Origin of the sequence: Conexibacter woesei Iso977N, assembly GCF_000424625.1 — a bacterium.
GTDB classification, from domain to species: domain Bacteria; phylum Actinomycetota; class Thermoleophilia; order Solirubrobacterales; family Solirubrobacteraceae; genus Baekduia; species Baekduia woesei_A.
Genome location: NZ_AUKG01000001.1, coordinates 1,038,598 through 1,058,797 on the forward strand (window position 1 = coordinate 1,038,598; position 20,200 = coordinate 1,058,797).

Annotated in this window: 19 protein-coding genes; 6 read left to right on the top strand and 13 right to left on the bottom strand. The window is 71.7% G+C overall.

Translation table 11 applies throughout. From position 1 onward, the window contains the following. Positions 1–29 precede the first annotated feature (29 nt). From H030_RS0105095 to H030_RS0105120, 6 genes are all read right to left on the bottom strand, one after another. Entirely contained in the window at positions 30–911 is an 882-nt protein-coding gene (locus H030_RS0105095) for an alpha/beta fold hydrolase (RefSeq protein ID WP_081690517.1), read from the bottom strand. Then, positions 908–2,125: an NAD(P)/FAD-dependent oxidoreductase gene (locus H030_RS0105100; protein WP_051221738.1), complete on the bottom strand. Its 1,218-nt coding sequence runs from the start codon at positions 2,123–2,125 to the stop codon at positions 908–910. Before H030_RS0105100 ends, H030_RS0105095 begins: the two co-directional genes overlap by 4 nt. A gap of 55 nt (positions 2,126–2,180) precedes the next feature. Then, positions 2,181–3,752, bottom strand: a complete 1,572-nt coding sequence (locus H030_RS0105105) for an acyl-CoA carboxylase subunit beta (RefSeq protein WP_027005338.1) — start codon at positions 3,750–3,752, stop codon at positions 2,181–2,183. A gap of 15 nt (positions 3,753–3,767) precedes the next feature. Then, the gene (locus H030_RS29410; RefSeq protein WP_051221740.1) at positions 3,768–4,694 is read right to left on the bottom strand and encodes a LysR family transcriptional regulator; all 927 of its coding nucleotides are present in this window, start codon (positions 4,692–4,694) and stop codon (positions 3,768–3,770) included. Beyond that, positions 4,646–5,719, bottom strand: a complete 1,074-nt coding sequence (locus H030_RS29415) for a TDT family transporter (RefSeq protein ID WP_051221742.1) — start codon at positions 5,717–5,719, stop codon at positions 4,646–4,648. The genes H030_RS29410 and H030_RS29415 overlap by 49 nt, the downstream gene beginning before the upstream one ends. 76 nt (positions 5,720–5,795) lie before the next feature. Further along, positions 5,796–6,581 (bottom strand): hypothetical protein, encoded by a 786-nt coding sequence (locus H030_RS0105120; RefSeq protein ID WP_155891841.1) that lies wholly within the window; start codon positions 6,579–6,581, stop codon positions 5,796–5,798. 224 nt (positions 6,582–6,805) lie between these two features. Between H030_RS0105120 and H030_RS0105125 the strand changes: the two genes are divergently transcribed. The 3 genes from H030_RS0105125 to H030_RS0105135 are packed head-to-tail and all read left to right on the top strand — an operon-like array spanning position 6,806 to position 9,245. Then, positions 6,806–7,873, top strand: a complete 1,068-nt coding sequence (locus H030_RS0105125; RefSeq protein ID WP_027005340.1) for a hypothetical protein — start codon at positions 6,806–6,808, stop codon at positions 7,871–7,873. Then, positions 7,870–8,241 (top strand): cupredoxin domain-containing protein, encoded by a 372-nt coding sequence (locus H030_RS29420; RefSeq protein WP_051221744.1) that lies wholly within the window; start codon positions 7,870–7,872, stop codon positions 8,239–8,241. The genes H030_RS0105125 and H030_RS29420 overlap by 4 nt, the downstream gene beginning before the upstream one ends. After that, positions 8,238–9,245, top strand: a complete 1,008-nt coding sequence (locus tag H030_RS0105135) for a multicopper oxidase domain-containing protein (protein ID WP_027005341.1) — start codon at positions 8,238–8,240, stop codon at positions 9,243–9,245. The genes H030_RS29420 and H030_RS0105135 overlap by 4 nt, the downstream gene beginning before the upstream one ends. Before the next feature lie 12 nt (positions 9,246–9,257). Here the strand turns inward: H030_RS0105135 and H030_RS0105140 are convergent, their stop codons facing one another. From H030_RS0105140 to H030_RS0105150, 3 genes are read right to left on the bottom strand one after another with little or no spacing between them, the layout of a single operon-like run. Further along, positions 9,258–9,737, bottom strand: a complete 480-nt coding sequence (locus H030_RS0105140; RefSeq protein WP_027005342.1) for a DUF2269 family protein — start codon at positions 9,735–9,737, stop codon at positions 9,258–9,260. A 10-nt stretch (positions 9,738–9,747) separates the two neighbouring features. Next, on the bottom strand, positions 9,748–11,730 hold the full coding sequence (locus H030_RS36355) for a diguanylate cyclase (RefSeq protein ID WP_051221749.1): 1,983 nt from the start codon (positions 11,728–11,730) through the stop codon (positions 9,748–9,750). A gap of 44 nt (positions 11,731–11,774) precedes the next feature. Continuing rightward, complete coding sequence (locus H030_RS0105150) at positions 11,775–13,391, bottom strand: methylmalonyl-CoA mutase family protein (protein ID WP_027005343.1); 1,617 nt, start codon at positions 13,389–13,391, stop codon at positions 11,775–11,777. 87 nt (positions 13,392–13,478) lie between these two features. On the opposite strand from H030_RS0105150, the gene H030_RS38860 reads away from it, so the two are divergent. From H030_RS38860 to H030_RS0105165, 3 genes are all read left to right on the top strand, one after another. After that, positions 13,479–14,672, top strand: a complete 1,194-nt coding sequence (locus H030_RS38860) for a molybdenum cofactor biosynthesis protein MoaE (RefSeq protein WP_051221751.1) — start codon at positions 13,479–13,481, stop codon at positions 14,670–14,672. Positions 14,673–14,714: 42 nt separating this feature from the next. Further along, positions 14,715–15,662, top strand: a complete 948-nt coding sequence (locus tag H030_RS29435; RefSeq protein ID WP_035125884.1) for a UDP-glucuronic acid decarboxylase family protein — start codon at positions 14,715–14,717, stop codon at positions 15,660–15,662. Between the two features lie 99 nt (positions 15,663–15,761). Continuing rightward, positions 15,762–17,276 (top strand): sugar transferase, encoded by a 1,515-nt coding sequence (locus H030_RS0105165; RefSeq protein ID WP_051221753.1) that lies wholly within the window; start codon positions 15,762–15,764, stop codon positions 17,274–17,276. A 3-nt stretch (positions 17,277–17,279) separates the two neighbouring features. Here H030_RS0105165 and H030_RS0105170 read toward each other — a convergent pair whose 3' ends face one another. The 4 genes from H030_RS0105170 to H030_RS0105185 form a co-directional block, all read right to left on the bottom strand. After that, complete coding sequence (locus tag H030_RS0105170) at positions 17,280–17,615, bottom strand: hypothetical protein (protein ID WP_027005345.1); 336 nt, start codon at positions 17,613–17,615, stop codon at positions 17,280–17,282. Between the two features lie 18 nt (positions 17,616–17,633). After that, a complete protein-coding gene (efeB, locus tag H030_RS0105175; protein WP_051221755.1) occupies positions 17,634–18,866 on the bottom strand; it encodes an iron uptake transporter deferrochelatase/peroxidase subunit in 1,233 nt (410 codons plus the stop codon). A 382-nt stretch (positions 18,867–19,248) separates the two neighbouring features. Next, the gene (locus tag H030_RS0105180) at positions 19,249–19,722 is read right to left on the bottom strand and encodes a hypothetical protein (RefSeq protein ID WP_027005347.1); all 474 of its coding nucleotides are present in this window, start codon (positions 19,720–19,722) and stop codon (positions 19,249–19,251) included. Beyond that, the gene (locus H030_RS0105185) at positions 19,719–20,186 is read right to left on the bottom strand and encodes a nuclear transport factor 2 family protein (protein WP_051221757.1); all 468 of its coding nucleotides are present in this window, start codon (positions 20,184–20,186) and stop codon (positions 19,719–19,721) included. The genes H030_RS0105180 and H030_RS0105185 overlap by 4 nt, the downstream gene beginning before the upstream one ends. Positions 20,187–20,200: the final 14 nt, after the last annotated feature.

The window sequence follows — 20,200 nt, forward strand, 5'->3', positions numbered from 1 at the left end:
CCGCGGGCTGGCTTCCCTGGGGCGGCGCGCTAAGCGGGTGTCGACGCGAGCTGCTCGCGCAGGAACGGGAGGACCGCGGCGATGACGGCGTCCGGGGCGTCGGCCAGGGGCCAGTGGCCGGAAGTGGGGAGGATGGTGATGGGTGTCGCCGCGCCGAAGACCTCGCGCTGGCGTTCGGCGAGGCGGACCTTCAAGTAGGGGTCCTTGGCGCCCCAGATGACGAGGGCCGGGCGGGGGTGCTCGCGGAGGCGGGGTGCGAGCGTGTCGGCGTGCGGGCGGATCGGGGTCGCGCGGTAGAGCTGCAGGACGGCGCGGCGGGTTCCGGGGTCCTGGTAGAGGTCGAAGAGGTGGTCGGCGTAGGGGACCGGGAACGTCCTCGGGTTCGTGCGCTTCATGAACTGGCGCATGCCGCTGCGGGTGCTCGCCTTGAAGAACAGCTCGCCGAGGACCGGCGTGCGCCAGACCCTGGCGAGCGCGTGCCAGGACTCGCGCAGGATCACGCCGGTGTTGATCAAGGTGGTGGACGCGTGGCGGTCGGGATGCTGCGCGGCCCACTCCAGGCCCCACGGGCCGCCGAAGTCGTGCAACACGAGGTGTACGTGTTGAAGGCCAAGTGCGACAAGAACGCCGTCGAGATGGGCGGCGTAGCCGTCGACCGTGTAGTCGAAGTCCTCCGGCTTGTCGGCGTCGCCGAAGCCGGGCATCGTGATCGCGACCGCGCGCCCGAAGCCGCCGGCGGGCTCCAGCAGCGGCAGCCAATCCTCTGCGACGCCCGGGTTGCCGTGGACGAAGACGACCGCGCTGGTCACGCCCTCCGGCCCCGTCTCGATCACCGGCGAGCGCACGCCGTCGACCGCGACGACGTGCTTGCGCGTGAACTTCTCGCGGTCGCGGATCTCGGCGTCGCTCATCCCAGCACCGCCACGCGCGCGGCACGCGCGATCGCCCGCGCGGGCATGACCCGCTCCAGCGGCCCGTTGCGCGCGGCGACGTCGGCCATCACCCTCGCCGTCCGCGGATCCCTCGTGGCGGCGCGGTGCATCACGCGCTCGACGGCGTTGAGGTCGCGGCCGGTCGCGAAGTCCGACATCTGCAGGTGGTGCAGCGCGAGCTGGCGGCGGTGCGTGCGGCGGTAGCGCTCCAGCGCCGCGTCCGGGTCGGTCCCGGCGGTGAGCGCGCCGGCCAGCTCGTCGGCCAGCCAGCCCGCGGATTGCAGCGCGAAGCCGACGCCGACGCCCCAGACCGGGTCCGACGCCTGCGCGGCGTCGCCCACGAACGCGACGCCCGGCCGCGCCGCGGGGCGGCGCACGTTGGGCATGTCGAGCTTGCCGATCAGCGCCGAGGTGCGGCGCGCGGCGCCGAAGTCGGGCGCGCGGTCCAGCCCGTCGAAGGCGGCGAGGAAGGCGGCCTCCTTGTTGTCGCGGAACTCCGGGAGGCGGTCCTTGTGCAGGAACACGGCGGCGATCGTGAGGCCGTCGTCGTTGGGGAAGCAGTACATGATGTCGCGGCCGAGGAACCACATCAGCCCGTGGTCGCCGGGCGCGTCGAGCTCCAGGCCCTCGTAGTAGGCCATGTAGCCGAAGCGGTTGTGCGGCTGCACGCGGCCGGGGACGCCGGCCATCCGGGCGACGGCCGAGCCGCGGCCGTCGGCGCCGACGACGACTCGCGCGTCGACCGCGACCTCCTCGCCCGCCGGCGTGCGGCCGCGCAGGCCCGACGGGCGGCCGGCGGCGTCACGCGTCAGCGCGGTCACCGTGACGCCCTGGCGCACCTCGACGTTCGGCGTCCGCGCGGCCAGCTCGCGCAGCATCGGGTCGAGCTTCTCGCGCCGCAGGCTGTAGCCGTGCGCGTCGTCGGGCATCGAGTACCAGCCGCCGCCGGGCGTGAAGAGGTCCAGCCCGTTGCGGATCGCGCCCGCGTTCTCCATCGTCGCGGTCAGGCCGAGCCGCTCGAACACCGGCGTCGCGCCCGCCTGGATGAAGTGCGTGCAGGTGACCTTGTAGTGCTCGGGCTTCGGGCTCTTCTCGAGCACCGTGACCCGGACGCCCTGGCGGCCGAGCAGCGTGGCCAGCGCGGTGCCGGCGACGCTGCCGCCGGCGATGACGACGTCCGTGGTGTCCGGCATCCGCGCGACGCTACTCCCGTGAGTAGCGTCGCGCAACTCTAGACCGGTCTGAGTCCTAGAGCGGGATGTTGCCGTGCTTGCGCTTCGGGCCCGGCTGGCGCTTGGTCTGCAGCGTGTGCAGCGCGTTGATCAGCTTCGGGCGCGTCTCGATCGGCTGGATCACGTCGTCGATGTAGCCGCGCTCGGCCGCGCTGTAGGGGTTGGCGAAGCGCGCCTTGTAGTCGTCCATCAGCTTCCTGCGGCGCTCGTCGGGCGTCGGCGAGGCCCTCAGGTCGCGGCGGTAGATGATGTTGACCGCGCCCTCCGGCCCCATGACCGCGACCTCGGCCTGCGGCCAGGCGAAGTTGAAGTCGGCCAGCAGGTGCTTGGAGGCCATGACGTCGTAGGCGCCGCCGTAGGCCTTGCGGGTGATGACCGTGATCTTCGGGACCGTCGCCTCGGTGTAGGCGTACAACAACTTGGCGCCGTGGCGGATGATGCCGCCCCACTCCTGCGACGTGCCCGGCAGGAAGCCCGGGACGTCGGTGAACGTGATCAGCGGGATGTTGTAGGCGTCGCAGGTCCGGACGAAACGCGCGGCCTTGGCCGACGCGTCGATGTCGAGCACGCCCGCCATGTGCGCCGGCTGGTTGCCGACGACGCCGACCGCGATGCCGTCCAGGCGCGCGAAGCCGCAGATGATGTTCTTGGCGTAGTGCTCGTGGATCTCGAAGAACTCGCCGTCGTCGACCACCAGCCGGACGACCTTGCGCATGTCGTACGGCTTGTTGGGGTTGTCGGGGACGACCGTGTTGAGCTCCTCGTCCGTCCGCTGCGGGTCGTCGCTGGGCGCGATCCGCGGCGGCATCTCGAGGTTGTTCTGCGGCAGGAACGACACCAGGTAGCGGGTGTCCTCCAGCAGCTGGTCCTCGTCGTCGGCGGCGAGGTGCGCGACGCCGGACTTCGAGTTGTGGGTCATCGCGCCGCCGAGCTCCTCGAACCCGACCTCCTCACCGGTGACCGTCTTGATGACGTCGGGGCCGGTGATGAACATGTGCGACGACTCCTTCACCATGAAGATGAAGTCGGTGATCGCCGGCGAGTAGACCGCGCCGCCCGCGCACGGGCCCATGATCAGCGAGATCTGCGGGATCACGCCGGAGCACATGACGTTGCGGGTGAAGACGTCGCCGTAGGCGCCGAGCGAGACGACGCCCTCCTGGATCCGCGCGCCGCCCGAGTCGTTGATGCCGATCACGGGGCAGCCGATCTTGGCGGCCAGGTCCATGATCTTGCACATCTTCTCGGCCATGACCTCGCCGAGCGAGCCGCCGAAGACCGTGAAGTCCTGGCTGAAGACGCAGACGCGGCGGCCGTCGATCGTGCCGTGGCCGGTCACGACCGCGTCGCCCCAGGGGCGGGTCTTCTGCATGTCGAAGTCGGTCGTGCGGTGGCGCACGAACGTGTCGAGCTCCTGGAACGAGCCGGGATCGAGCAGCTTCTCGATCCGCTCGCGGGCCGTCATCTTGCCGCGGGCGTGCTGCTTCTCCTCGGCTTCGGGCGAGGAGTGCATCGCCGCTTCGCGCAGCTCGTTGAGCTGGGCGAGCTTCTCGTCGAAGGTCTCGGGGTTGTGCTGGCGCTGTGTCATGGGCGGCGGCGAACTCTAGTTCGGCGCCGCCGGAGACGTAGTCAGCCACGTCCAGAAGGCCTGGGCCGCCGCGCTGCGGCGCGGTTTCCCGGCGCGCCGGACGGCCTGGAGCTCGCGCTCGAGACCGCCCTCCTTCAGGTGCAACGCGTGCAGCGAGCCGGCGGTCAGCTCGCTCTCGATCGCCAGCGTGGAGAGCAGCGCGAAGCCGCCGCCGGCCAGGGCGCGCTTGACCGACTGGGCCGACGCCAGCTCCAGCGAGGGCGTCAGCTCGACGCCCGCCGCGGCCACCGCCTCCATCGCGACCGCGCGGGTCCCGGAGCCCGCCTCGCGGGTGATGTAGGACTCGGCGCGCAGCTCGCGGGCGGCGACCGCGCGGCGCCTGGCCCAGCGGTGGCCGGACGCGACGACCACGACGATCTCGTCGCGGTGGACGGTCAGGGCCTCCAGGCCGTCGAGCGCGTCGCGGCCCTCGACGAAGCCGACGTCGACCGCGCCGTCGCGGACCGCCGCGACGACCGCGGTCGAGTTGGTGATGTCGACCTGCGCGCGGACGCCGCCGGCGGTGGCGGTCGCCCGGAACGCGCCGAGCCACTCCGGGAGCAGGAACTCGCCGGTCGTGTGGGAGGCGGCGATCGTCAGCAGCTGGGCCTGCGTGCCGACGTGCTGGGCCATCGTCGCCGCCGCGCGCTCCAGCGCCGCGATCGCCTGCTTGGCGTCGGGGTAGAGCAGCTGCGCGGCGGGCGTGGCGCGCAGGCCGAAGCGGCCGCGCTCGAACAGGGTGGCGCCGACGCGGCGCTCCAGCGCGGCGATCCGCTTGGTGACGGCGGACGCCGTCAGCCCGAGCGCGTCGGCCGCGCCGTGGACCGAGCCGATCTCGACGGCGACGGCGAACGCTACGAGCTCGCTGCCGCTGAGCGGCGTGGCGTTCGGCGTGGCAGCCATCGCGCGGATTGTGCCTTGAGCGTGTGGGTCGCGGCGGTCAGCCATGCGGCGGCGAGCGCCGCGAACAGCGCGAGGGCCAGCGCCTTCAGCGCGTCGGAGCCGGTGTGGCGGGCCAGGACGGCGGTGCCGGTCACGACGGTCCCGACCGGGAAGACGAACGACCACCAGGCGGGGGTGAACGGCAGGCCCTTGCGGCGGATCGTGTGCAGCGTCGCGGCCGCGGCGATCGCGATCCACAGCAGCGCGAAGCCGAGCATCGGGACGCCGTAGACGACGCCGAGCGCGTGCAGCGTGTCGCGGTACTGGGGCGGGAGCGCGGCGGGGGCGTCGTCGCCGAGCATCGTCGCGGCGGTGATCGAGGTGCCGAACGGGCCGAGGACGATCCACAGCGTTGGGATCCGGTCGCGCACGCCGAGGCCGTGGTGGACGAGGCGGCTCCAGAGCATCGTGATCGTGATGAACGACGCGACAAGGCTGAGGCCGAAGCAGGCGTAGAGCAGGAGCGCGAGGTCGAGCCGGGGCTGGCCGGCGGGGACGTGGGCGATCAGCGCGGCGCCGGTCGCGGCGGAGACCATCGGCGGCACGACGGGCATCAGCCAGCCGCCGAAGGCCGCGTCGGGCGCGTTCTCGTGGCGGGTGATCATCAGGAACGGGACGAGCGCGGTGGTCGCCAGTCCGGCGAGCGTGCCGAGCAGCCAGAGCGTCGCGGCGATCGCGACGGGCAGGTGGACCGTGGGCAGCGAGCCGGCGGCGACGACCATCGCGGCCATCGGCGGCGCGCCGAGGAACGGCGCCATGCCGGGGCTGAGCGCGTGGTCGCGGTGGCCGCGCGGGTCGCGGGCGAGCGCGGCGGCGGCGAGCGCCGTGAGGCCGACGAGCAGCGCGGCGGCGTTCAGCCACGCGACGACGGCGAGCGTGTGGAGGCCCGGGATGCGGACCGGGAGCAGCGTCGCCGACAGCGCGACGATGCCGGTCCCCATGACCGTCGCGTACCAGTTGGGGCCGATGCGGAGGCGTTGCGGCATGCCTCCAGGGTCGGTCCGGGCGGCGCCGTCTACCAGTCGGACGGCGCCGCGATCGTTTCCTATGTGGAAACGATGATCAGCCGCGGCTGAACGGGCGGTGGTGCGCGGAGCCGAGGTCGTCCAGGACCGCGACCAGCACGGCCTCGACCTCGTCGTCCTGCATCGCCGTGACGACGATCTCCTCGTCGGGCTCGGGCGGAGCGACGGCGGCCGGCAGCTCCTCGGCGACGGGCTCCTCGACCGGCTCCGGCTCGGCGACGGCGACGGGCGGCTCGGCGGGCACGGCGATCGCGACGAGCGCGTCGGGCTCGGCGAGCAGCGCGGCCTTGGCCATCGGCGTCTCGACGACGATCGGCTCGACCTCGACCTGCTCCCGGCGGCCGAACAGCCGCGCCCAGAAGCCCCGCCTCTTCGGCGAAGCGACCACCGCGGGCGCCTCCTCGAAGCCGGGCGGCGCGACCGACTCCGTCCGCTCCGGCGCAGGCTCGACCTCTGGCTCCGTCGTGGCAGCGACGGCCTCCGGCTCTTCCTCCGCGGCCGGCTCCTCTGCGACGACGGCCGGCTCCTCTGCGACGGCCTCCGGCTCCTCCTCCACGACGGGCGAAGGGGCGGTGGTGGGCGCCTCCTTCGCGACCGCCGAGGCGGTGATCGTCACCTTGGTCCCCCAGCCCGAGGCCTCGAGCTCCACCGTGCCGCGTGCGCGGATGCCCTCCCAGGCGACGGTGGTCTCGGGCTCGAGACGGGTGATCCTGATGTCGCCGAACTCGCCGAGGTGGCGCGCCAACGTTCCGGCGTCGCTGACCTCGGCCCATAGCTCGGGCGGGCTCTTCACGAGGGTGCGCTGGGCTCGGGGCTCGGACATCGCCCCAAGGGTTCTCCGCGCGCCGGAGCGATCCCTGCCGCTGCAAGCGCGCGCCCATGCGCCAACTCGGACTAGGGACTCCCCCGATGTACGGCCACCCCCACTTCACGCAGCATTCACAGCCCGGCAAGGTTGCTCTGCGGCGCTCAGCGCGGGAGCTGAAAACCGGTCCATACCTTCCTGCACACATCCAGTTGGGAGTCGCTCTCGTGAAACGCAGTCCCGTGGTCGCCCTCACAGCGGCCGTCTGCTGCCTCGCCGTACCCGTCGCCGCGTCCGCGGCGACGACATCGGTCCTCGCCGGCCCGGGCCTGAAGAGGGCGCCCGCGGGCGTCCCGAAGGACGGCGACCTCAACCAGTTCTTCCCCAAAGCGGTGAAGATCCACGTCGGCGACAAGGTCTCCTGGACCATCGCCGGCTTCCACGTCGTCCAGTTCCCGAAGGCGGGCTCGGCGCCGCCGGCGCTCGCGGTGCCTGATCCTTCCAGGCCCACGACCGGTGTCAACGACGCAGCGGGCCAGCCGTTCTGGTTCAACGGCCAGGGCACGCCGGTCGTGCCCCAGGGCGTCGCACTCGGCCTCCCCGGCAGGACCTACGACGGCTCGGCGCCCGTGGGCTCCGGGCTCCCGCTCGGCAAGCCCAAGCCGTTCGTCGTGAAGTTCACGAAGGCCGGCACGTTCACGTACTTCTGCACGATCCACCCGGGCATGAAGGCCACGGTCACGGTCGTCCCGAAGTCCAAGCCCGCGGAGTCGGCCAAGGCCGTCAAGGCGGCGTTCGCCAGGCAGCTCGCCACCGGCCTGAGCCAGCTCAAGCAGCTCGACAGGAAGAAGATCACGGCGGCCAACACGATCGAGGCCGGCCCGGACTCGCCGAGCGGCGCGACGCTGTACCGCTACTCGCCGTCGTCGCTGACGACGAGGGTCGGCACGCCGGTGACGCTGACGATGACGCCCGGGACGACCGAGGACCACACGTTCACGTTCTCCAGGAACGTCAAGGCCGACGGCAGGGCCGCCGAGAACGAGCTGCTCGCGCCGCTGGGCAACAGCACGCCGCCGGTGTTCGCGTTCTCCCCGAAGTGGGCGTACCCGAGCGAGGCTCCGGGCTCGACGGTCAGCTACGACGGCACCAACCACGGCAACGGGTTCCTGAACTCCGGCGTCCTGGACGGCGACAGCAAGACCCCGTTCCCGCAGAAGTTCACGGTGTCGTTCTCGAAGCCCGGGACGTACACGTTCTTCTGCGCCATCCACCCGTTCATGGTCGGGAAGATCACCGCCACGTCATGACGTCCGCCGCTCGCAAGGGCGCGGTGCTCGCGACCGTGCTCGCCGCCTCGATGGCGGCGAGCACGGCGCACGCCGCCAAGCACCAGACGAAGGGCAGGACGCGCACCGTCGGCGTCTTCTCCGACTACTACAACTCGGACAGGCTCACGGTCCACGTCGGCGACAGGGTCAAGTGGGTCTGGCACGCGAGCGGCCTCGCCCTGCATGACGTCTACGTCGACGCCGGCCCGACGCAGTTCCACTCCCCGACGCAGGCCTCGGGCGAGTTCACCGAGTCCTTCAAGAAGCCCGGGACCTACAGGCTCTACTGCACGCAGCACGAAGAGGACATGACGATGACCCTGATCGTCAAGAAGGCCCCGAAGTGACGCTGTCGCGCCGCGACCTCCTGTGCCATCTCGGCCGGGGGTCGGTGGCGATCGCGGCGGGCGGCGGCATCACCCGCGCGGCGGCCGCGCCCGGCGCGCACGCCGCCCAGGCGCCCGGGCCCGCGGCGTCGGCGGGCCCGACGGTTCGCGAGTACTGGATCGCGGCGCGCAACGTGCGCTGGTCGATCGTCCCGACCGGCCACGACGCGTGGAAGGACAGGAAGGTCAGGAACGTCTCCTACGACGCGCTGGCCTACGTCGCCTGCACGCCGAACTGGGCGCAGCCGCTGCCGCCCGGCGGCGTCGGCGACAACGCCGGGATCCCCGGCCCGGTCCTGCGCGGCTACCCCGGCGACACGATGCGGGTCCACTTCCGCAACGAGGACAAGACGTACAAGATGGCCCACACCGTGCACCCGCACGGCGTCGGCTACGCGCCCGACCACGACGGCACCTACATGGGGATCTACACGCGGGCCTCGGGCAACGTGAGGTACGGGCAGACGTGGACCTACGAGTGGGACGTCCGCAACGACTCGATCGGCGTGTGGCCCTACCACGACCACGGGCCGATGGAGATGATGTCCACCAACTTGGGGCTCTTCGGCGCGCTGGTGATCCGCCCGCGCGACGAACCGGCGCCGAGCGTCGAGCACACGATCTTCTTCCACATGCTCATGCCCTCCGACATCAGGGCGAAGGTGGCGTTCAGCGCGATCAACGGCCGCGCCTACGCGGGCAACACACCGTCGCCGGCGGCGAGGGTCGGCCAGGACGTCGCCTGGAACGTCCTCACGCTCGGCAACGAGCTGCACACGTTCCACGTCCACGGCCATCGCTGGAAGGACCCGGCGGGCGCGTTCGTCGACGCGCCGGACCTCTCGCCGTCCCAGGGCCTGCGGGCGCGCTACACCGAGGACGCGCCCGGCAAGTGGCTCTATCACTGCCATGTGATGAGCCACATGGAGCAGGGGATGGTCGGCTACTACGACGTGTCGCCGTAGCGAGTCCTACAACTACGGCTTCGCCGCCATGAAGAAGATCGCGATCAGCACCAGCGCGCAGTTGGCGTAGGCCGCGACCGAGACCTGCTGGAACAGCGTGTCGTACTCAGCGCTGAGGGTCCCTGCGTTGCTCTGGCCGAGGTCGCGGCGCGCCAGCTCGGCGAGCTTGCGCTCGCGTGGCGCGAAGTACGCGCCGCCGAGGCCGCCGATCACGATCAGGATCAGCAGCGGGACCGACACCCACACCTCGCTCCAGACGTCGGCGTCGCTGGCGAGGTAGATCCCGCAGATCAACACCACCACCATCGCGGGCGACATCACCAACTTGCCCAGGCGCTCGCTCATGTCGTGGATGACCGGCATCGACGACGGGTGCGTCCTGCGCGCCCACGGCTTGAACACCGGGTAGGCGAACGAGAAGCCGAAGGCCACGACCACGGCCATGATGTGCACCGACAGGACGACGCCGTAGAACGTGAGCGTGGCGGACATGGCGCGGACCCTACTGCGTCGGCGGGTCGGCCTCGTGGACCGAGATCCGGTCGCGCCCGCCCTCCTTGGAGCGGTACAGCGCGCGGTCGGCGAAGCGGATCAGGTCGTCGGAGCTGCCGCCCGCCTGGGCGAGGTCGGCGACGCCCGAGGAGATGCTGACGCCGAACGCGATCTCGCCCGGCAGCGCGGCGACCGTCGCCCGGACGCGCTCCGCGGTCGCCCGCGCGCCGGCGACGCCGGTCTCCGGCAGCAGCAGCGCGAACTCGTCGCCGCCGAGGCGCGCCACGACCTCGGTCGCGCGCAGCACGCCCTCCAGCGCCCGCGCGACCTCCTCCAGCAGGCGGTCGCCGGCCTGGTGGCCGTGGGCGTCGTTGACCTCCTTGAAGCCGTCGAGGTCGGCCAGGACCACGGCCAGCGGCCGGCCGTAGCGGCCGGCGCGCTTGGCCTCGACCCGCAGGGTGTCGTGGAACGCGCGGTGGTTGAGCAGGCCGGTCAGGCCGTCGGTCGTCGCCTGGCGCACGAGCAGCTCGCGCGACGTCGCCACGCCGACCGCGGTCCCGACCAGCGCGCCGAGCCGCGCCAGCGCGCGCTCGTCCTCGGCGCCGAACGGCGGCCCGCGGCGGCAGGCGGCGATCAGCCCCCACGCGCGGCCGTCGACCATCACCGGCGCGCCGGCGGCGTGGTGGCCCTGGTCGAGCTCGATCGCACCGATCCCGGCGAACGCCGCCGCGGCCTCCGGGCCGCCGCCCGCGGCCGGCCCGCCGAGCCGCGCGATCGCCAGCTCCAGCCGGTCGTCGGCGCCCGGGGCGCGCCACGTCCCGACCGTCCGCGGCCCCGCGCCGGACAGCATCGCGATCCCGCCCGCGTCGGCGCCGAGCAGGTGCGCGGCCTCGCGGCACGCAGCCTCGTAGATGTCGTCGCGCCCGGCGCCCACGGCGATCGTGGACGCCAGGTTGCCGATCGCCTCGTGCTCGCGCGCCATCCGCTTGAGGTCGCTGACGTCGCGGCGGATGCACGCGAGGCCGAGCGGCTCGCCGCTGGCGGGGTGCGCGATCCGGTAGGTCGTGGCGTCGACCGGCAGCGGGCGCCGGTCCGGGCCGCGGCGCACCGGCTGCAGGACCGACTCGCCCGACCAGCGCCCGTCGCGCTCGACGGTCGGGCGCTCGTGGTCGATGTGGGCGGCGCGGGCCTCGTCGCCGACGAGCTCCAGGTAGGCGGTCCCGATCGCGTCCTCGGCGCTGAGGCCGGTCATCGCCAGGCCGGCCGGGTTCATCCAGCGCACGCGCCAGTCGAGGTCGAGCAGCGCGATCGCCGAGCCGGACGCCTCGACGACGCCGCGGAAGCGCGCCATCTCCTCGTCGCCCTCGTGCTCGGCCGTGACGTCGGTGAGCAGCCCGTCGATGAGGACGCGGCCCTGCTCCTCGCGCCGGCGCGAGCGGGAGCGGATCCAGCGCACGCGGCCGTCGAGGCCGGTGAGGCGGTAGTCGACCGAGGTCGGCAGGCCCTCGGCGGTCGCGCGCACGGCCGCCTGCGTGGCCGTGCGGTCGTCGTCGTGGATCGACCTGAACCAGGTCGACTCGATCGTCTCGCCCGGCGGCAGCGGTGCGCCGAGCAGGCGCTCGATGCCGCGGCTCGTGTAGCGCATCGTCAGCCCGCCGTCGTCGCCCAGCTCGGCGATGAAGAGGAACTCCTGGACCGCGGCCGCGATCCGCTCGATCGTGTGGGCCTCCGCCTCGGAGTCCGACAGCGTGACGAGCGTGCCGTGGCCGTCCGGGCGGGGATGGGTTGCGATCCGCACCGACTCGCCGACCGGTGGGGGATCCGGAAGGATCGTCCCGATCAGCGCCGCGCGGGCGGTGCCGGCGCCGAGCAGCGCGCACGCCGCCGGGTTGGCGTCGAGCACGCGTCGGGCGCCGTCGAGCAGCACGGCGCCCTGGTCCTGCGTGTTGAAGACCCATGCGAGGAGACCCTCGCGGTCCGACACCGACGACACTTCGGGACATCCCTCCTTGGTTGGAGGGATGTACCCGGAAACGCCTAGAAGGTTGGCGTGTACTTGCCGAACACGTCCTGCATGGCGCCGCAGACCTCACCCATCGAGGCGCGATCGCGCAGCGCGTCCTTGATGAACGGCAGCAGGTTGTCGGTGCCGCGGGCCGCGTTGCGGACCTGCTCCAGGCGCGCGTCGACCGCCGCCTGGTCGCGGTTCTCCTTGAACGCCTTCAGGCGCGCGACCTGCTGGTTCTCGGACTCGGGGTCGACGCGGAGGAGGTCCGGGACCTCGATCTCGTCCTCCTCGTACTTGTTGACGCCGACCACGATGTCCTGGCCGAGGCGGTAGCGCTCCTGGTAGCCCCAGGCCGACTCGTCGATCTCACCGGTGATGAACTCGATCGCGTTGACGGAGCCGCCGAGCTCGTCGACCTTGGCGATCAGCTCCTGCGCGCGCGACTCGATCTCGTCGGTCAGCGCCTCGACGAAGTACGAACCCGCGAACGGGTCGACGGTCTCGGTCGCGCCCGACTCGTGGGCGATGACCTGCTGCGTGCGGACCGCGATCTTGGCGGCGCGCTCGGTCGGGAGCGCCAGCGCCTCGTCGTAGCCGTTGGTGTGCAGCGACTGCGTGCCGCCGCAGACGGCCGCGAAGCCCTGCAGCGCGACGCGCGCGATGTTGTTCTCGGGCTGCTGCGCGGTGAGCGTCACGCCACCGGTCTGCGTGTGGAAGCGGAGCATCTGCGACTTGGGGTTCTTGGCCCCGAAGCGGTCGCGCATGATGTGCGCCCACATCCGCCGGGCGGCGCGGAACTTCGCGACCTCCTGGAAGACGTTGTTGTGGCCGTTGAAGAAGAAGGCCAGGCGCGGGGCGAAGTCGTCGACCGCGAGGCCCGCGTCCACCGCGGCCTGCACATAGGCGATGCCGGAGGACAGCGTGAACGCGACCTCCTGGACGGCGCTGCAGCCCTTCTCACGGAAGTGGTAGCCGGAGATCGACACCGTGTTCCACTTCGGGATGTTCTCCTTGCAGTAGGCGAACAGGTCGGTGGTCAGGCGCATCGTCGGGACCGGCGGGTAGATGTAGTTGCCGCGCGCGATGTACTCCTTGAGCACGTCGTTCTGCGTCGTCCCGCGCAGCTGCCTGCTCTCGACGCCCTGCTCCTCGCCGACGAGCTCGTAGAGCAGCATCAGGCAGGCGGCGGGCGCGTTGATCGTCATCGACGTCGAGACCTGGTCGAGCGGGATGCCGTCGAAGGCGGTCCGCATGTCGTCGATCGTGTCGATCGCGACGCCGGTCCGGCCGACCTCGCCCAGGCAGCGCGGGTTGTCGGAGTCGAGGCCGAGCTGCGTCGGGAGGTCGAAGGCCATGCTCAGGCCGGTGCCGCCCTTGGAGAGCAGGTACCTGTAGCGCTCGTTGGACTCCTTCGCGCTCGCGTAGCCCGCGTACTGGCGCATCGTCCAGAACTGCTTGCGGTACATCTCGCGGTGCGGCCCGCGGATGTAGGGGAACTCGCCGGGCTCGCCCAGCTCCAGCTTGGCCGGTACGTCGTCCGCCGTGTACAGCGGCTTGATCTCGATGCCGGAGTCGGTGAAGCGCCGTGGATCGTCGGGGCCCACGATGGGCGCAACGGTCAAGCGCTCCTCAGGAGTCGTCGCCATGTGTCGAAGATTACGCGCCGATAGCCCGATCGGGCGTGACGGCCGTCGGGCGGCCGGTTGCGCACGCGTCTCTCTACTGTTCGCTTGGTGAAGGTCAGCGTGCGGCTGTTCGCGGGGCTGCGGGAGGCGGCGGGGCGGGATGAGCTCGAGCTCGAGCTGCCCGACGGCGCGCGGGTTGCCGACGCGCTGGCGCAGGTCCAGCACCTCGCGCCGGGCACGTCGCTGGTGCTGGCCGTCAACCGCGAGTACGCGGCGCGCGACGTCGTGCTGGTGGAGGGCGACGAGCTGGCGGTCGTCCCGCCGGTCAGCGGCGGCGAGGTCGTCGAGGGCGAGCTGTCGCTGGACGCCGTCGCCGCGCGGGTCGCCGATCCGCGCGCGGGCGCGGTCGTGACGTTCAGCGGCGTGACGCGCGACGTCGATTTCCTGGACTACGAGGCCTACGCCGAGATGGCGGGGGCGAAGATCGACGCGATCGTCGCCGAGGCGATCGAGCGCCACGGGCTCTGCCGCGCGGCCGCCGACCACCGGTTCGGCCGCGTGCCGCTGGGCGAGGCGTCGGTCGTGGTCGCCGCCAGCGCACCGCACCGCCCGGAGGCGTTCGCGGGCGCGCGGGAGATCATCGACCGCATCAAGGCCGAGGCGCCGATCTGGAAGCGCGAGGAGGGCGCGTGGGTCGAGGGAACGGTGCCGGCGGAGGCACCCGTCGCCGCGCCGGAGTCGCCCGCGCCCGCCGCGCCCGATGCTCCGCCCGCCGCCGATCCTCCGCCGGCCGCCGGCCCGGTCCTCGACGTCTCCGTCGACGCGCGCCTGGAGCACGGCGCGCGCGTCCTGGTCGTCTCCGGCTCCGACGAGGCGGTCGCGCGGGTCGGCTGGCTCGGCGGGCGCTTCCACCAGCTGCGCTGCGAGGAGCCGTTCCCGGCGGCGGCGCGGCGCGGCGCGGTCGTCGAGGTCCGGCGCCTGCGCGACGACGAGCTGCTCGGCGAGGCCACGGTCCTGGACCCGGACGCCGCGCGCCACGGTCCGACGAACGACGCGCTCGTCCGGCTCGTCGCGCTGGAGCGCGGCGACGAGCCGCGCCCCGACGCGTCGATCGCCCCGCCGCCGCTGGACGCCGAGGCCCAGGCGCTGGAGCAGCGCTACCGCGACGCGGGCACGCAGCCGCCGCGCGACGCCGAGCTCAGCCCCGACGAGCGCGCCGCGCTGTTCGCGCTGCGCGAGGCGGGCCGCGTCGTCCTGCTGGAGCGCGGCCGCCACGTGCACGTGGACTTCGGTCCGGCCTGACGTACAGGGCGCGTTGGCGCGCGTCCGGCTACGCTCAGGCCCATGGCTACCTGTCTGGTCACCGGCGGCGCGGGCTTCCTGGGCTCGCACCTGTGCGATGAGCTCCTCAAGCGCGGCAACCGCGTCATCTGCGTGGACAACCTCGAGACGGGGACGCTGGTCAACATCCAGCACATCCGCACCCCGGACTTCGTGCTGCTGCACAAGGACATCATCGAGCCGTACTTCGTCGACGAGCCGATCGACTTCGTCTACCACCTGGCCTCGCCCGCGTCGCCGATCGACTACCTGCGCCTGCCGCTGGCGACGCTGAAGGTCGGCTCGCACGGCACGCACCACACGCTCGGCCTCGCGAAGGCGCACCGCGCCCGGTTCCTGCTGGCCTCGACCTCCGAGGTCTACGGCGACCCGCAGGTCCATCCGCAGCCCGAGTCCTACTGGGGCCACGTCAACCCGATCGGCCCGCGCGGCGTCTACGACGAGGCCAAGCGCTACGCCGAGGCGCTGACGATGGCCTACCACCGCCAGCAGGGCGTCGACACCGCGATCATCCGGATCTTCAACACGTACGGCCCGCGGATGCGCCCGCACGACGGCCGCGCGATCCCGACGTTCATGCGCCAGGCGCTGACCAACAAGCCGATCACGGTCTTCGGCGAGGGCACGCAGACGCGCTCGTTCACGTTCGTCGACGACCTGATCCGCGGCATGATCGCGCTGTCGGAGTCCGGCTACCACGACCCGGTCAACGTCGGCAACCCCAACGAGTTCACGCTCCTGGAGCTGGCCGAGGCCGTCATCGAAGTGACAGGGTCCTCGTCGGAGATCGTCTTCGAGGCGCTGCCCACCGACGACCCCCAGATCCGCCAGCCGGACATCACCCTGGCCAAGGAGATCCTGGGCTGGGAGCCGCTCACGCAGCTGCGTGACGGGCTCAAGAAGACGCTCGACGAGTCCGGCGTGGACGTGCTCGTCGGCGCGGCGCGGTAGCGTCTAGGGGCTGGCGGGCCTCCTGGCCTGCCGCCCTGCACCGCTTCCTGTATGACGAACCCGAGACATCTGCCACCCTCGTACGTTGAGGAACGTCAGATGCCCGATGCGAAAGAAGTGCATCAGGGAAGGGTCGAGCTGAAGCCGATCGAGCTTCCGCTGCCCGATCGCGACATGCGGTCCAAGCGGCCGCCGTTGATGAGCTTCCTGCTGCGCTGGACGACCGTGCGGCGCGCGGCGCGCGTCGTGTCGCTGCTGGCGCTGGACCTCGCGGCGATCGTCGGCGCCATCTTCACCGCGCTGTGCCTGAAGGCCGTGGCGCGGGACGCGTGGAACCCGCACGTGTCGTGGGAGCAGGCCAAGGACTACGTGCCGTTCGCGTTCCTGGTCGCGTCGCTGCTGTTCGCACGGTCCGGGCTGTACGCGGAGCGCGCGCAGCGCCCGGGGCTGACGCGGATCGTCGCGTCGCTGTTCCAGACGACGCTGGTCGCGCTGATCTTCGCCGTGGTCAACGGCGAGGAGTTCTCGTCGTTCTACATCTTCTACGGGACGCTGTTCTTCGGCGTCGCGTACGTGTCGACCGCGCGGTACGCCTACGAGCAGGCGACAGGCGCGCTGCTGCGCTCGGCCGGCTACCAGCGGCGCGCGGTGCTGATCGGGACGGGCGAGCAGATCGAGGCGGTCGCGCACGCGCTGAGCGCGAGCGGCGGGCACTCGCAGGTCTCCGTGGTGGGCTTCATCTCGCTGACGCCGCGGCCGGACAACGGCCTGCGCTCGCTGGGCTCGCTGGACGACATCGGCGACGTCGTCGGTGAGCACCGGGTCGACGAGGTCATCATCGCCGACCCGGCGTTCCCGCAGCAGAAGGCCGTCGAGGTCGTCGACACGTGCCACCAGAGGGGCGTCGTGGTCCGGATCGCGCCGTCCACGATGGAGATCCTGATCCACCGCGCGGAGTTCGTCCCGGGGCAGTCGGTCCCGCTGTTCGAGCTCAAGCCGCCGGTGTTCGACGGGATCGACTTCGCGCTGAAGCGCACGTTCGACGTGACGGTCGCGACGATCCTGCTGGTGGTCCTGTCGCCGCTGCTGGTGCTGATCGCCGCGGCGGTGAGGCTCACGTCGCGCGGGCCGGTGTTCTACAAGTCGTGGCGCCCGGGGATCGGCGGCGTGCCGTTCGCGTGCCTGAAGTTCCGGACGATGTTCGCGGATGCGGATCGCCGGCAGGCCGAGCTGGAGGAGCAGAACGAGGCCGACGGCGCGCTGTTCAAGATGCGCCACGACCCGCGGGTGACGAAGGTCGGGCGCCTGATCCGGCCGTTCTCGCTGGACGAGCTGCCGCAGCTGATCAACGTGCTGCGCGGCGACATGTCGCTGGTCGGGCCGCGGCCGCTGCCGCAGCGCGACTTCGACCGGCTCGAGGAGTGGCACAAGAAGCGCTACCTCGTGCTGCCGGGGATCACGGGGCTGTGGCAGGTCTCGGGGCGCTCGGACCTGGACTTCGACGACCTGGTGCGGCTCGACTTCCTGTACCTGGAGCGCTGGTCGGTCTTCCTGGACCTGTCGATCCTGGTGAAGACGGTCCCGGCGGTGCTGTGGCGCCGCGGGGCGTTCTGACGCTCAGATCCTGAGCGTGTTCTTGAGCTGCAGCGCGGGGTGCGCGCGCAGCGGCTCGGATGCGCCCCAGTAGATCAGGACGTCCACGTGCAGGCCCTTGCGCAGGGGCTTGAGGCCCTTCGGGCCGATCCTGACCGAGACCTCGCCGCCGCCGCGGTCGATCTGCGCACCCGCGCGGCCGAGGCGGACGCCGTGGCGGGCGATGATCACCGTCGCCGAGACCCTGGCGGCGGCCTGGATGCCGACGTCGATCGTGTGCCCGGCGCGGTTCAGCGCGGCTGCGCGGAAGGCGAGCGGGGGCGGCTGCGGTGGGGGCTGGGGCGGCTCTTGGAAGAGCATCGCGTCTCGCGAGCGACGCTACACCCTGGAGAGCAGCGCGTCACCCACGTAGCCGCCGGGGCGGACGCCGGGCGGGATCGCCCAGAGGCCGGAGCCGACGTGCTTGATGTACTCGTTGAGCTTGTCGTTGGCGCCGAGGCGGTTCTGGAGCGTGATGAACGACTGCGGGTCGTGCATGTAGGCCAGGAAGAAGAGGCCGGCGTCGAGCTCGCCCAGGGATTCCAGGCCGTCGGTGAAGGAGTAGCCGCGGCGCAGGATCTTGACGCCGGCGTTGGTGTCGGGGTGCGCGAGGCGGACGTGGGAGCGGTCGGGGAGGGCCTTGGGCTTGAAGTCCGCGAACTCGTCGGCCTGGTTGGCGCCGCCGAGGGGCGCGCCGAGGACCTTGTTGCGGCCGATCGTGTCCTCTTGGTCCCGGAGCGAGGCGCGGTCCCAGACCTCGATCAGCATCCGGATGCGGCGCGCGACGAGGTAGCTGCCGCCGTCGAGCCACCCGCTGGGGTCGTCGTGGACCCAGACGTGCTGGGCCATGTCGGAGGCGTCCTCGAGCTTGATGTTGGCCGTGCCGTCCTTGAAGCCCATGAGGTTGCGGGGCGTGGCCTGGGCCTTGGAGGTGGTGGAGGTGCGGCCGAAGCCCAGCTGCGACCAGCGGACGGTGACGAGGCCGCGGCCCATGCGGGCGAGGTTGCGGACGGCGTGGAAGGCGACCTGGGGGTCGTTGGCGCACGCCTGGACGCAGAGGTCGCCGCCGCTGCGGTCGGCCGCGAGCGCGTCGCCCGGGAGGTCGGGCAGCTCGTTGAGCTTCGCCGGCCGGTACTTCGTGACGCCGAAGCGATCGCGCCTGTCGAAGAGCGACGCGCCGAAGCCGAAGGTGACCGTGAGGTTCGCGGGGGTGAGGTCCATCGCCTCACCGGTGTCGTCCGGCGGCGCGAGCGGGCTGCCCGCGGGGCCGCCACCGACCGACTGCCCGCCGGCCATCGTCCGGGCCGCGACCGTCCACTCCTGCATGAGGTCCCGAAGCGCCCTGCCATCGACGCCCTCCTCGACGTCGAACGCCGCGAAGTGCAGCCGATCCTGCGCCGGGGTGGCGATCCCCGCCTGATGCTCGCCATGGAAGTCCACAACATGCGGATCCCCCGGCCTGACCCCACTGCCATCACCCTCCTGCCCAGCGGCATACCCAACCCCCGCCGCGGCAGCAACCGCGGCAGCAGCACCACCACTAGCAATGAACGCACGTCTGGTGAGAGCCATAATTAGGGCGACCAAACACGATACCGCCCCGGCCGCTCCCTCGGCACACGCGGTATCGAGGCGCCGCGGTTCCTCCGGCCGTCGCGTCCGCAGCCACACTCCCGCCGCCGCAGACGCTTGGAGTACCGGCGCGTGATCGGTCGCAACACCGCCACCGGTCGCCAGTCTCCGCCGCCCTCGGCACACGCGGTATCGAGGCGCCGTGGTCGCTCTGGCCGTCGTGTCCGCGGCCGCAGTCCCGCCGCCGCCGGCGCTTGGAGTACCGATGCGTGAATCGAGTCAGAGCTTCAGGCTGTTGCCAGTCTCCGCCGGCGTTCGCTCTCAGAGGCCGCGGTGATGGAGACGCAGCTGGAGGAGCGGCGCCGTCCTCCACCCTGACCGTTCAGGAGAAGGGCTTGGCGGTCATGAAGAAGATGGCGATAAGGACCAGGAGGCCCAGCATCGTCTCGGTGAGCATGTAGCGGCGGTAGGTGGTGGAGTAGGCGGAGGAGAAGGTGATGGTGTCGGTTGCTGATGACACGTCGGTGGTGGAGAGGGTGGCGAGCTCGCCGGTCCACCTGACGATGAGGCCGCCCGCCACCACGATCACGGCGAGGATGGCGATGGGGATGTCGACCCAGGTCTCGCCCCAGAGGTGGTTCTTGGTGGCCATGTAGGTGCCGAAGAGGAACAACAACACGGTGCCGGGGCCGGTCAGCACCTTGTTCAGGCGGTGCTGGATGTCGTGCACGCCGGGCAGGGCCTCGGGATGGTGGCGGTGGAGATACGGCAACAAGAAGGGGTAGGCGAAGGGGAGGCCGTAGGCGGCGAAGGCCGCCATGATGTGGAAGGCCTTGATCGCGCTGTAGAACGTCATGCGGGGATGGCGTCGCGCTGCTCGAGCCACGTGTCGAAGGCCGCGACCTTCTGGGTGTCCTCGTAGACGCGTTCACGTACAACTTTCCCGAGGCGGGTCTGCAACACGATGACCGAGCGGTTGTCGTACACCTTGGTGCCGCTCGCGTCGAGCGCCCAGTCGTCGAACTCCGCGGCGATGCGGGTCGCCCAGGGTGGGCCGGACACGAAGACCTGGCCGATCGAGCCGGTCAGGCCGGCGGCGAGGAAACGGCGCAGGAAGCCTTCGATCTCGGCCTTCCCGCGGTACTCGGGACCCCACGACGACTCGCCGGGGAACTCCAGGACGGCGTCGTCGGCGTACATCTTCAGCAACGGGCCGGGGTCGCCGGCCAGGAAGGCGGAGGCGTTGCGCTGCAACATCGTGCGCACGGCCCACGCGTACAGCGGGCGGTAGAGGGCGGCCAGGAGGAGGAGGCGTTTCATGGCAAGGCTCCAAG